Origin of the sequence: Shewanella gelidimarina, assembly GCF_023283945.1 — a bacterium.
Classification (GTDB): Bacteria; Pseudomonadota; Gammaproteobacteria; order Enterobacterales; family Shewanellaceae; genus Shewanella; species Shewanella gelidimarina.
In genome coordinates this window covers 67,858-81,534 of record NZ_JAKIKW010000022.1, presented here as the reverse complement: position 1 = coordinate 81,534, position 13,677 = coordinate 67,858, and the positions used below count along the sequence as shown (strand labels likewise).

General features: G+C 45.1%; 7 protein-coding genes. 2 read left to right on the top strand and 5 right to left on the bottom strand.

What is annotated here, in order from left to right:
• Positions 1-202: 202 nt before the first annotated feature.
• From L2729_RS17135 to L2729_RS17125, 3 genes are all read right to left on the bottom strand, one after another.
• Entirely contained in the window at positions 203-547 is a 345-nt protein-coding gene (locus tag L2729_RS17135) for a YkvA family protein (RefSeq protein WP_248989355.1), read from the bottom strand.
• A gap of 82 nt (positions 548-629) precedes the next feature.
• The gene (locus tag L2729_RS17130; protein WP_248989354.1) at positions 630-2,924 is read right to left on the bottom strand and encodes a YgiQ family radical SAM protein; all 2,295 of its coding nucleotides are present in this window, start codon (positions 2,922-2,924) and stop codon (positions 630-632) included.
• A gap of 501 nt (positions 2,925-3,425) precedes the next feature.
• Positions 3,426-3,824 carry an MAPEG family protein gene (locus tag L2729_RS17125; RefSeq protein ID WP_248989353.1) on the bottom strand — a complete coding sequence of 133 codons (399 nt, stop codon included), beginning with the start codon at positions 3,822-3,824 and terminating at the stop codon, positions 3,426-3,428.
• 219 nt (positions 3,825-4,043) lie between these two features.
• Here L2729_RS17125 and L2729_RS17120 point away from each other — a divergent pair, with 219 nt between their 5' ends.
• Positions 4,044-5,264 (top strand): threonine/serine exporter family protein, encoded by a 1,221-nt coding sequence (locus L2729_RS17120; protein WP_248989352.1) that lies wholly within the window; start codon positions 4,044-4,046, stop codon positions 5,262-5,264.
• 181 nt (positions 5,265-5,445) lie between these two features.
• Positions 5,446-7,095 carry a BamA/TamA family outer membrane protein gene (locus L2729_RS17115; RefSeq protein ID WP_248989351.1) on the top strand — a complete coding sequence of 550 codons (1,650 nt, stop codon included), beginning with the start codon at positions 5,446-5,448 and terminating at the stop codon, positions 7,093-7,095.
• On the opposite strand, the gene L2729_RS17110 is transcribed toward L2729_RS17115, so the two are convergent.
• Together L2729_RS17110 and L2729_RS17105 are read right to left on the bottom strand one after the other, a co-directional pair.
• A complete protein-coding gene (locus L2729_RS17110; RefSeq protein WP_248989350.1) occupies positions 7,092-9,203 on the bottom strand; it encodes a winged helix-turn-helix domain-containing protein in 2,112 nt (703 codons plus the stop codon). The two genes, L2729_RS17115 and L2729_RS17110, sit on opposite strands and share 4 nt — an antisense overlap.
• A 327-nt stretch (positions 9,204-9,530) precedes the next feature.
• A complete protein-coding gene (locus L2729_RS17105; protein WP_248989349.1) occupies positions 9,531-13,190 on the bottom strand; it encodes a S8 family serine peptidase in 3,660 nt (1,219 codons plus the stop codon).
• Positions 13,191-13,677: the final 487 nt, after the last annotated feature.

Sequence of the window (13,677 nt, the reverse complement as noted above, 5' to 3'; positions counted from 1 at the left end):
AGCGATGTTTAACAGTGATAAATCACGTCAGGTACGGGACCGCGTTGCAGCAGGCACACCAGCAACGACCATCGCCGGATAAGATTATTAATGAGTCGTAGCAGTAAGATCACGCAACACTGTGATTATGGAGACTATAGATCATAAGTATCTGGATCTACTCGTCATTCACCACTTCATTGGTTCTGTTAATGGATCAATCTTAATCAAACCAAGCGGCTGATTTTTCTGCCGCTTGGGTTTTGACCTTGTCATCGACATACATAGACACCATAGCCAAAGCTGCTGCAAGCGCACCTAAATCATCTGAAAAGCCCACCACGGGGGTTAGATCGGGTATCGCATCAATGGGGGCAATAAAGTAAGCCAGTGCACCAAAAATAATGGTTTTAGCCCATCGAGGGGTATCTGGACGCTGCGCGGCATAATAAAGGCATAACGCCTTATCTATCACCTCTAGGCCCGCTTTTTGAGCAAACTGTTTCACTTTTTGCCAAAAGCTTTCGTCACTATAATCAGTGGTGATGTCATCTGGATGGTCAGCCATTGTTCACTCCAATAAAAAGGGAATATCCAATGATATTCCCTTATTTTTATGATTTAGATAGCGCTGTGAAAGCGCGCAATCATTACCTTTGATGCTTTGGCGTGGTGCCCCAAGCATTTTTCTTAACCGGACGTTGACCGCCAGGTTTGGCTTTGGACTGGCCTGCTTTAGCTTGCCCTGCCTTGTTAGAATTATCAGCACTAGCGCCAGCTTTCTTAGCTTCACCTTGCTTACGATCATCAAACTGATCGGCAGAAAAACGCGTAAAGGCTTTCTGACCTTTTCCATCATCTTTGGTCACGAGTTTCTTTTTACTGCGCAGCGCGTCCCGTTCTTGACGCGATTCGGCTGGCACTAAACAGGAAGGGCTGTTGCCAATGAGCTTCTCTTTACCCATGGCAATCAAAGCTTCACGGATCATCGGCCAGCCTAAAGGATCATGGTAACGCAGCAAGGCTTTGTGCAGTTTACGTTGACGACCTTTTTTCGGTACCGTCACCTCTTCACTCGTATGCTTCACATTCTTTAGCGAGTTCAGTCCAGTATGGTAAATCGTGGTGGCATTGGCCATCGGCGATGGATAGAAGTTTTGCACTTGATCCAGTTTGAATTTTTCACCTTTTAGCCACAATGCCAAGTTAACCATGTCTTCGTTGGTCGTGCCTGGATGCGCCGAGATGAAGTATGGGATCAGGTACTGTTTCTTACCCGCCTCTTTCGAATACTTATCAAAAAGCTCTTTAAATTTATCATAACTGCCCATGCCGGGCTTCATCATCTTGTTTAGCGGTCCATCTTCAGTATGCTCTGGCGCAATCTTAAGATAGCCACCCACGTGATGGGTTGCGAGCTCTTTAACGTAGCGAGGATCTTCACTTGCGAGGTCATAGCGTACGCCCGAGGCGATCAATACTTTTTTAATCCCGGGCACATCACGCGCAGCGCGGTACAGATCGATGGTGGCTTGATGGTCAGTATCTAAATGGCCGCAAATGGCGGGGAATACACAGGATAGACGGCGGCAAGTACTCTCAGCTTTTACGCTAGAGCAGCCTAGGCGATACATGTTAGCCGTTGGGCCACCAAGATCGGAAATTACCCCAGTAAAGCCAGGCACTTTCTGTTGAATATCTTTTATCTCTTTCACAATAGACTCTTGTGAACGACTTTGGATAATTCGGCCTTCGTGCTCGGTAATAGAGCAGAAAGAACAACCACCAAAGCAACCGCGCATGATATTGATTGAGGTCTTAATCATGTCGTAGGCTGGAATAATATCTTTGCCATACGATGGATGCGGTACACGTTTATAGGCTAAATCGAATACGCCATCCATCTCGTCAGTATTCAGTGGCCATGCAGGAGGATTGACCCAAATAGCACGCTCGGCATGTTTCTGAAACAACGCTCGAGCACAACCTGGGTTTTGCTCTTGATGCAAAATACGCGACGCATGCGCATATAAAAATTTGTCTTCTGAGACCTTTTCATAACTAGGCAGTAACACGTAGGTCTTTTCCCACGGTTTAGGCCTCGCTGGCTGCACACTAATGGCTTTAGGGGCGTCGTTATCAAATATCTTCTCATCCGTTGGGCCTGAGAGGTTTTTGCAACCCACGTCATCAGCGCCATAAGGATTCGGGATCGGTTCAATTTTATGTAGCTGATCGAGCTTACGCGAATCCATGCCCTTCCACTCAGGCAGCGGCTCTTTACGGATCACGGTCGTACCGCGGATATCATGTAGCTGGCCGATAGGCTCGCCACTGGCTAAACGGTGCGACAGCTCCACCAGCGGGCGTTCGGCATTGCCGTAAACTAAGATGTCAGCTTTGGCATCTAAGATGACACTGCGACGCACTTTGTCTGACCAGTAATCGTAATGCGCTATTCGGCGTAGACTCGCCTCAATACCACCAATCACGACAGGAACTTGCTTAAAGGCTTCTTTACAACGCTGGGCATACACAGTCACGGCGCGATCAGGACGTTTACCACCAAGGTTACCCGCGGTGTAGGCATCGTCATGACGCATGCGACGCTCAGCGGTGTAACGGTTGATCATCGAATCCATGTTGCCCGCAGTAATGCCAAAATAGAGATTAGGTTTACCTAACTTCATGAATTCATTTTTGTTAGACCAATCTGGCTGCGAGATGATCCCGACTCTAAAGCCTTGGGCTTCGAGCATTCTGCCAATCACCGCCATACCAAAGCTTGGGTGATCCACATAAGCGTCACCGGTAACAATAATAATATCGCAGCTATCCCAGCCGAGCTTGTCCATCTCTTTGCGAGACATAGGCAAAAATGGCGCCGGACGGGTAAGTTCGGTGCGGAATTTAGGATGAGTAAATAATGTGGATTCTACTTGCATGGAATTAACAGCCTGACAGAGATACTAAAGATTACGCGGGTTTCGCGCCCCAACTTGCTCTCACAACGGGGACGCGGAGTATAACAGGCTCCGCACCATAGGTGTGACTAAAAAAGCATCAGAATAATGCTTTTTTTAGTATAGTCTATATGTCCTTTAATTGGCTGTGGGTATTAGCCAGCGGGTGTTTGCATGTTCAAATTTAGGCGTGCCAGTGTAGGAATGGTGATTCCCTTTCAAACTGGCACAACAACGAAGTGAGCTTGCAAAAAGCCTTCTACGATGGGTTTTAATCGGCTTTATACTTTGTTATAGATTTTATTAAGGGAATAACCATTAACTACAATCTACTCCTCGCCTAAAGCCGATTAAATTCCCACTGAAATCTGCACTTTCAAGTGGCTTGGGCATAACCCTTAATTGGCTGTGGGTATTGCTGGACGGGGCTTGTCATCGCCTAAAGAACCTGTATCTAACTCTAGTAGATATTGTTTTAGATAACTATAAGCTGCTCGCAAACGCTACAATATTCACCCCGACTAAGCCCACAATCACTGCCCATGTCATCAATACTCCCCAGAAGCGGCCAAAGTGATAACCCCCTTTGCCTTGTGTTAAACCGATGGCATGCATCAAGCGTGACACAATCCAAAGCGTACCAAAAATATGCAATACCGCGGCGCTAGTACCGTTACTTTCAGCAACCACAAATAACAACATCGCTATCGGTGCGTTTTCGAGTAGATTTTCATGCACTCGACAAGCAAGACTCAGTGGCTCATTACCGGCAGTACCAATGCCAATTTTATGTGTTTTTCTTATTTTTATGACTCGATAGGCTAACGCTATAACGAGTAATGCAGTAAGGCTAATATACAGACCTGATATCGCAAGTGGCATGGAACATCCTATTTGTTATTGTGATTAACGACACAGCATTACAATTTACGAACATTAAGTAAATAAATCGCAACCTTTTTAGAGCAAATCAGGTAAGATGCGCTCGTCAATAATCAGCCAATAAACAGTGATACATTGCAGCGGTAAATAAGCTCAATAAGTCAGTGTTTATTGATAAGAATTAAGCCTTACAACCAAGATATATAGCGAACAGCCATTGTGAACAATCAAGAGTTTCTAGAGAAGCGACGTTTTATCATTCGACTCGGTAAAGCACTGCATAAATTTGGCACGCCAGCCTATCGGCTTGAAGCACACCTGCAAGCAGTGTCAAAGCTGCTCGGCATAGAAGGTTATTTCTTGGTTTCACCCACCGCCATGACCTTCGTACTGCAACACGATGAAGATCAAGAATACAATCACGTGGCACGAGTTAACCCTGGTGAACTCGATTTAGGCTCATTAGCGCGAACCGACGAACTCGTTGAAGAGCTAATGTCTGGCAAACGCACGCTAACCGAATCACTTGAGCGCTTAGAAGAGATATCCAATAAGCCTAACCCTTACGGCACCGCCTTAACATTATTGGCTTTTGGTAGCTCAGCGGGCGCCTTTGCCATGTTAATGGGCACCAGTTGGAACGATGTTTTTTGGTCAGGTATATTAGGCCTTATGGTTTATGGCTTGGTCTACCGCGCCGAACGCTCTAAGCGCATGGCTGAGATGCTGGAACCCCTAGCGGCTATTTTATGCGCGGTTGCCGCATGCGGTATTGCCAAGTTTGATCCCAGTATGAACATTCCGGTGGTCATACTCTCCGGCATCATCATCTTTATTCCGGGCTTAGCATTAACACTGGGGTTAGCGGAGTTAGCCGCACGAGATCTCATCTCAGGTACAGCAAGGGTGATGGATGCATTCATGCTGCTGTTTAAGCTCTATTTCGGAGTGATCCTTGGCTTAACAATAGGTAAAGCACTGTTTGGTGAAACCACCTATATACCGCCAGAATCACTGCCTAAATGGGCCGTTTGGTCTGCAGTACCGATTCTATCTATGGCACTCGTCATTATCTTTAAAGCGCGCATGAAAGACTCTCCTTGGGGTGTTCTTGCGGGGATTGTCGCCTTTTTCTCTGCCATGCTCGCCAGCATTTACTTTGGCGATTCTATTGGTATTTTCTTTGGTGCATTAGCGGTAGGTGTATATTCAAACCTCTATGCCCGTTGGATGAAAGCACCAGCGACTATTGCGCTATTACAAGGCATCGTCATCTTGGTACCCGGCAGCAAAACCTATATCGGGTTGAATACCCTAATTTTAGGTGAGACGATGTTCAACCAGTCGCACCTTGGCACACAGATATTCCTTATATTCATGTCCATTGTGGCAGGGCTTATCTTTGCTAATGTGGCTGTACCTCCACGTCGTACGTTATAGCAGTATCCTAGTGACAAATTGACACATGCGGGCGCCTCAGTGCGCTCGCCCCCTCCGCACTACATTCAATTATCCTCAAGTATGATCATCATCTTATGCTTGACTAACCTAACTGTTCCATGTGTTATAGCTATGTAACCTATTTGTAATTATTGTTATCTCATTAGGACTCCCCCAGCCTATGACTCGATTTAGCTGTTCGACGTTAGCTTTGTTAACTTACGCACTGACCAGTGCGGTTGGTGCTGAAGAGATAACGACGAAAAAAGTAGAAGTTAAACCACAAGACTATGAACAAAAGAAGCACATCAACAGTATTGTCGTTAAAAGCAATGACATCTTTGATCTGTCCGACCCCGACACTTTCTTTATTCACCGCTGGGCCAACTACTTACATATCAATACTCGCGACTACGTCATTCGCGACAAGCTCAGCTTTAAAGAAAATGAAAGTATAAGCCAAAAAGACCTCGATGAAGTGCAACGCATATTACGCGCAGAGCCCTTTATTCGTGATGCTGACATTCAATTTGCTCAGCCCGCACCAGATGCTGATGTCATCGATGATGGTGGTGAAAACATCCTGGTTGAGACGTGGGATAATTGGTCGTTATTGCCCACGGTGAGTCTCGGCCGTAGCGGCGGTGAGAGTAAGTTTTCTATCGGTATTAAAGAGGACAATTTACTCGGTTTAGGGATCCGAACTCGTTTCAAGTACCAGTCTAATGCCGATCGTACTGGTTACAAATTTGCGATTGAAGCCCCCCTCAACTTTATCGAACATGCCACCATAGCGGCTGACTTTTACGATAACAGTGATGGCCAAGCAACCCATCTATATTTTGAGAAACCCTTCTACACACTTGATGGCAGCAATATGTATTCGGCTGAGTATTTAGATGATCTCCGAGTCGATACCCTGAAACAAAACGGCCAAGAGTTTAATGAATTTGAGCATGCTGTCACCTACAATAGTGCCCGTTACGGCTGGCTATTAAATCGCAGCAGTGATGAGCTTTCTCGCATCATAACCGGGCTCACTCAAGATAAGCATGAATTTGATAATATAGAGGAGTATCCAGCATCAGAACTGCCTCAAGATCGTGATTTCCTCTACCCTTGGGTAGCCTATCAATATCTACAAGATGACTTTAAAGTCCTTAACAACGTCCACCTCATTAACTATAACGAAGACTTTAATTTGGGTTGGCAACACTATGTAAAGTTAGGCTTTGAAACCCGCGATCTCAACGATGACTCCCCTGTTGGTTATCACATCAATTGGCAGTCTAGCCGTGGCTTCCAAGCTAAAGATCACTTACTGCTGCTAGAAATGGATGGTGAAGGTGTGTTTGCCACCACTCAAAAAGACTATTACAAGGTGAATGTTGCCGCAGAGTACTTCTACCATATCACCCCTAAGTGGACCGCTTATTCCAAACTCAGGCTCAGCACTTCGCAAAACAATTATATTGATAGGCCCTTCGCACTCGGCGATGACACCGGGATCCGTGGTTACCCTAACAACTATCAATATGGTGACAATCAATGGGCATTTACTGCTGAAGTCCGTAATTACCCCAATATTAATCTCTATCAATTAGCAGAGCTGGGCTGGGCTGCCTTTACCGATGTGGGTCAAGCAACGGGGGGCAATGATGGCAACAACGAGATCCCTGGCGTTATTGGAAGCGTCGGGATTGGTGCGAGGATCTACTCGTCTAAATCAAGTTATGGCAACGTTGCCCATATTGATTTCAGTGTTCCGTTTACCACTGGCGCAGAGGTGAATAGCTGGGAATGGCGCTTCTTAGTGAAAAACAGATTCTAAGGACGCGCAGTTAACGACACACTGTAAATATCGGCATCATTAATTCCTAACATACTCACCACAATAGTATTGTCATCCCCTTTTGCCAACGCACGTTGTCCGCGAATACTCACAGCGGGTAAAGTAAATAGTAACTGCTGTTGATTATCAGCTGCTATCTCAATAATTTGATCGCTGATGTCGGAGCGCTTTAAAAAATACAGCGCATCATTTTGGTAAAAGAAACTCCCCCAATCACTCGTCGACAGTTCGGCTGTTATCAGCCTTTCTTCACCACCATCATGAGGATGATAATAGATCCCAGCCTGGTTATCTCGGCTGTAATACAATCCACCAACGTTATCCTCAATACCATACTTTGCAGCATGCCCCACTACAAAATCAGATTGTTGACTATCAAAATGATAGGCATAGAGACTCCAATGTCCATCTACATTTGATGAGTAATAGATCTTACTGCCATCATTAGAAAATGAAGGGTTTCTAACATCACCTTCAATACCACTGATTTTAGTGGGCTCATCACCCCCCACAAAACCTAAGTAGAGGTCGTAGTGCTTTGCCCCTTTCGGTTTTATAGGTAATACATATTGCTCATCAATCGGTGATGCTGCTGGCACACCAACAATCCCCTGCAGATGAGTCAGTTGTTTACTGCCCGTTTCTTGATTAACCCATAATTCCCAAGTACCGCTACGATTAGACAAAAAAAGCACCTCTCGCGAGCTCAGCACAAACTGTCCAAACATGTCACGAGAGGATGAAGCTAACTGATGTTTTACCTGTCCATCCGTTAATGAGCGCACTGTAATATGCTCTTGAGATAGATGACGAGAGTAATACAGATTATTGCTTTTCTCGTTAATCGCTAAGCTGCTAATAGTATTATCTTGATGGAAATCGGCAATCGATTGAGTCGCAAAATCATACTGCTCAATCATAAATGCTCCGTCACGCAGGACATTGAAATAAAGCATGTTACTGGCTTGTTCCCACTCAAGGGCGATCACCATACTTTCGCCTTCAATGACGCTAACCACGTCATCATTTAACTGTGACAGTATGATAATGGCGGCATCCATCGCTGCAGAGCGCACTACCGCTAATTCTTCACTGCTCGCCGACCAGCTCATCAATAAATCCTCTTCACCCGCAGTGGGGAAAGAAAATTGACTGATATCTGATGAGGCAAAATTATAGGTAAATACAGCCACACTATCGTCAATTGCTTTGGCATAAGCGAGTAAGTTGCCATCTGGAGACCAATCAAGACTGTGTAGATAGCCACTACTGATACATCCAGTGTCGATAAGTCGATCTTGGTTGGTAATAAGTTCTCTGACATGCAGTTCACAACGACCTGTGCTACTGAAGCGAAAGTAAGCCAACGCTTGCCCATCTGGTGACCAAGCGGGTGATGTTTCCTTATCTTCACTCATCGACACTTGCCTTAATGGCGCGTTAGCATCGGTTAAATCTTTAATATAAATCTGTGCTTTTTTCTGCTCTCTTCGCCATTGAAATGCCATAAAACGACCATCTGGAGAAATTGCGGCTTGCTCCTCTACTCCTTCAAAATTAGTAATACGCTTTGCCTTGAGCGGCTCAGCCATATTAGTTACTGTACCAATAGAAGCAAAAAAATAGCCGATGACGGCAATCAATGCGATGCCAAAAAGTGTCACCACTGGTTTAATGAACGATTGTGATTGCTTTACTGTTTCAGAGGAGAATAGCGACGACGGACGAGGTTTATCAATGATAGCTTCAGGAGGAAGCAGTAACTGATAGCCAATTTTGGTGATGGTTTTAAAGTATCGTTCCGGCTCTTCGCCCAGTTCGGTGATGGTTTTTCTTAACTGCCATATCGCATTGCCTGTACCCCGCTTCCCCACTTCAATATTACCCAGCCATACCTGATCTATCGCCACCTCTTTAGTGACGGTCTCACCGGCATGTAAGATCAATAGTTTAAGAAACTCGAACACTTTCGCCGGTAAGGTAACCGATAAAGCTCCTTTGCTGACCGTCATGTCGTGACAATTTACGATACATTGACCAATCTGGTATTTTTGATCTGGTAACAAGATCATATTTATTGTCGACACTCCAATAATTACTTATAAAACAAGATGTTAAAAGTAACAATCAACTTGTGATTAACCTTTACGTAACATGCATCTTATCCGTGCCGGTAATGTAAACCAAGGCCTAACCCAGACAAGCAGAAATAAACCACGCTAAAATCACAATTACTGTAGATTGCTGATGGCAAAAAAATGATCATCCACTATAACAATCAGTAACTTGAATTAAATTGAATAGATACACTTCCAAGCTGTATCAATTTGTAATAGCGTAACGACAAAAAAGAGAGCACCTAAAAGTGCTCTCTTTTTGTATCGGAGGTTATCCTCCTATCTGTTTACTGCCATTTATCGACGAATCTTTCGACGCAGACCCAGCAGAGCAAATAGGCTCAGTAAGCTAATACCTAAGCTACCGCCACTATCGCTATCATTAGCTGGTGCTTCAGGAGCAGGTGCTGGCGCATTCAATGTCATTACAAAACTTGCTTCGGTTTTGTTAACTGAATCATCGGCCGTCACTACAACGCTATATTCACCCGCGGCACCAGCAGTTGCACTACCACTAATCATGCCAGAAACACTATCAATGCTTAGCCCTTCAGGTAATCCTGTTGCAGTGTAGGTTAATGCATCACCCTCTGCTTCAGTAAAGTACATAGCGGCGTCAATCTCAGCAGCACCCGTTTCATCCATAGAAATCGCAGGCATTTCACTAACAAGCTCAGGGGCGATATCATTGACGTTGTTAATCATCACCGTCACGTTAGACACCGCGGTATACGAATTACCCTGGTGCCCAATAATCTCAAGGTTAAAGCTCAAGTTGCCAGCATCATAGTCCAAGGCTGCTGGATTACTAACGATGATCTCACCTTGGCTACTCACTGAGAATGGGTCCCCTGGTATCGCATTGGCTAAGCTCAACGAATACGGAGACCACTCAGAGTCAAAGTTCGCCGAAGCAAAGAAGGTTTCAGAGTCGAGTACCACTTTCGCTAGCACAGTCCCTATTTCAGCATCTTCATCAACACGGTGAATTTGACCGTCAAGCGGGTGAGCCATTAATCCATAACTGCCTTGTCCCAATGGTGATGTCATGCCCCAGTTATCCTCTAGACTTATCAACATCATCCCCTGGTTATCGCAACCACCACCGCCAATGTTGAAGCTAAAGTTACAGTCGTTAGCCATCCCCAGTTCTACTGTTTCACCAGCAGCCAACGTCATCATTGGGCTATACTCTTTTGTCTCACCCTCTGCGACCAGTCGTGAGATGAGCGGTAGACCACCAGAGTTACTTTCAACTTCCTTCAACTCACCTGTCATCCAGTCAAAGTAGGAATCGGTCTGTATCTTGCCGTACTTAACGGGGTTGAATTGGATCATCGGCTCGCCGAGATTGGCAACGGCATCGCGGTCAGTCGCAAAGATCCAACCATGATTTTGATCAAGCTCTTCGATGCTGTCCATGTTCTCACCGTGGTAAAGATCTTCTAAGCAATACTGAGAGACAAAGTTTTGCCCATGACCTGTCATATACGTAGGAAGCTTAGACTTGATGTAACGTTTACGTGGTTGAGTCCAATCATATTCTTGGTTGTAGTCGATGAACCATGATGCTGGCGCGCCATTCTCATCGGGCTCAATAAAACCACCCATCACCATCTGAGTCGTTTCATCCCATGCATAAGGCTCGCCATTCACCCCTTTATCAAACTCATTATCGAGCACAAACTGCTCTTGATAAACATTCCACCAAATTAGCGCAGCGCCACCTTTATCAAAGTGATTCGCCATACCGGCGTCGTTAGGCTTAAAGAAACGGCCTGCAACCACTAATTTTTTTCCTGAAACAGTACACATGGCTTCGTCATAAACACCACCACCGACTACATTCGGCATATTGCCTTGGGTGTTTTCTTTGCCTTCTGGAAGCTGTTTCTGATGATGCATCGCAGGAAACACCGCAAACGTAGTCTCTGTAGCGCTAGTATTGGTAAACTGTTGTACATAAGCACCTGCTTGAGGGCTAAACTTTTGAGCCAGTTCAGAGCCAAACTGCTCTTCAAAGGTACTAAAATCTCTTGAGATTTCAGTACCTGAACGAGGTTTAACTAACCAGCTCATATTGACGGTAGGCTTCTCTTCTGCAGTTAATTGCAGTTGACCCGTCAGCTCTACTTTCGACCAGTTCTCAGAGCTAAAGTCACTCGCCGTCTTAATTGGCCAGTTCTCTAACTTAGTAAAATCAATTTCTAATACCACAGGGAATACAACGGTTTGTCCCGCTGGAACACTAACACTGGTAGGTACATCCCATGTTAACGCCGCATCACCTGACTCAGCCATCGAACTCATAGCAACTTGGTAAGTAACCGTTTCTTCAGCTAGGTTTTTCAGTTGCACCTCTTTCACAAAGCGCTGTACACCGACCCCTTCTTCAAAGCCGAAGCTCAGATTTGGTTGATAGCTGTTTTTCTCCCAAGCCACCACTGAAGAGTTCATTGCAGCGTCGATATTCTCTACACCATTACCAATTAATACTAAGTCTGCCTGTTCATTGGCAAGGTTCATCACATTGTTATCTGCAGTATTCATCAACAGTGCTTTGATCTCTACCATCGATAGATCTTGTCGCTTTGATTTAAGTATTGCAGCTGCCGCAGCGACACGAGCCACTGCCATCACTGTGCTTGATGCTGTATCCATTTGGTCACCGCCACCAACAACAGCCACATCAATATCTTCTGCGTAGCTAACCATGTCAGGCTTGCTGTAACCATTTGCGCCACGAACAGGACCATGAGGGGTGCTTTCAGTCACCATCATCTTGTCGTCTGCATCGGTGGTCATACCGCCTACTGTCAATGCACTCGGCGCGGCACCGCGCCATGTCATATTAAAGCGGTTATCAAACCAGTCGCCGCCCGTTCCAGCGTTAACCACAACTAATGCACCGAGTGCTGACGCCATTTCAATCGCATGTGCCTCAACCACTGAGCCTGAAATACCATTATCTGATGGTGCATAAAATGCACTACCACCAATGGCATCAACTACGATGATGTCCGCTCGGTCATCAAAACTACCATCTTGGTTAGGATCCAGCGCATATTCGAGTGCCAGCATAAATGTGCTGCTTGATTCACCGCTGATGCGATATCCGCTTCCATAAGGGTCTGATACATTCGAGGTTTTATACGCAGCTATGGTTGCCCCAGGAGCCAATGAGTGAACCACACTCGCCAAACGCGTACCGTGGCCAGTATTGTGGCTTGCACCATCACGTTCACGAGTGTAATAAACGTTCTGATCGATTGGGTTTGGATCTAAACCCCAACCTGCATCACTGCTTAAATCCATGCCTTCAACCACAACATCAGTTGGGAAACCGTCGAATGCGTTGACTGCATTTTCCATCGCTGCGCCGTAAGTTGCAGCTTCGCCGTCACCGCCAAGTCCGATGTGAGTATAATCGACACCAGAACCAATAATAGCGACTTTAATGCCTTCTCCTGCGGTCATATCATCAACCAATGCAGGGGCTTTAGTAGCGGCAGAGAGGGATCTTACTGTAGGCTTCGCCATCGCATTGGCTGGTATTACTGCCGAAGTCACTTCAGCCACAACCGCCTTAACTCCCGCAATGCTTTTTAATTTATTAGCGTATGATGCATCCGCTTGTATACGGATAAAGTTACCAAAAATTTTAGCACCCGGCAGTGACTTGATGTTGCCATCGAGTGCCATAATTTCAGTCAGGACCGTTGTCTGCATCGCATTGACTTGCTTAAGATTAGCGGCAAATTTCTTTTTGTTATTAACCGTAGCCTTAGTCAGTGAACCCACATCTGAAAGGTAGACGTTAAAAGTCACCATTTGGTCTTTCTTTGCGGTCGCACTGTATACAGATAACGCGTCTGTTGATTGTGCAACTGCAATTGTGGCTGGCACCATGGCAGCGAGTGCTATGCACGTTGCCAATTTAGATTTTTTAAATGACATATTTTTTCCCTAAGAAGTTGCGACATTATTTTTATTGTTTGGTCGAATCGTTTAAGGCTAACCAGTCACATCGCTACACCCGGCTAACAACTTATTAACTTTCCACCTCTATGGTTTTCTTTCAATTGCAGACAAACAACAAGCATTCCGCCTTTCATTTTGTTTCTTTTCTCTTTCAATTAACCTTCATTCGTTTTAAATACAACATCTTAAAACCAAGCGCATTAATCATATAAACAACGATTTCAACTTCAACGCCACGTAAATGTCTGTCAAATTCAACATTTTTCGGCTAGCACCAACACTTCAACTCGTATTTATTGCGTTGTTTGGCCTGTAACGTACAACCACATTGGCTTTCAAGACATCCCCCCCCTTTTCAAGCCAGCCTTAATCATCAAGACATCACTGTAAAAGATCACTCATGAAAGCAAAAAAAACAGATACATTTCGATACAAACAATATTGATAACTACATGTATTTAAA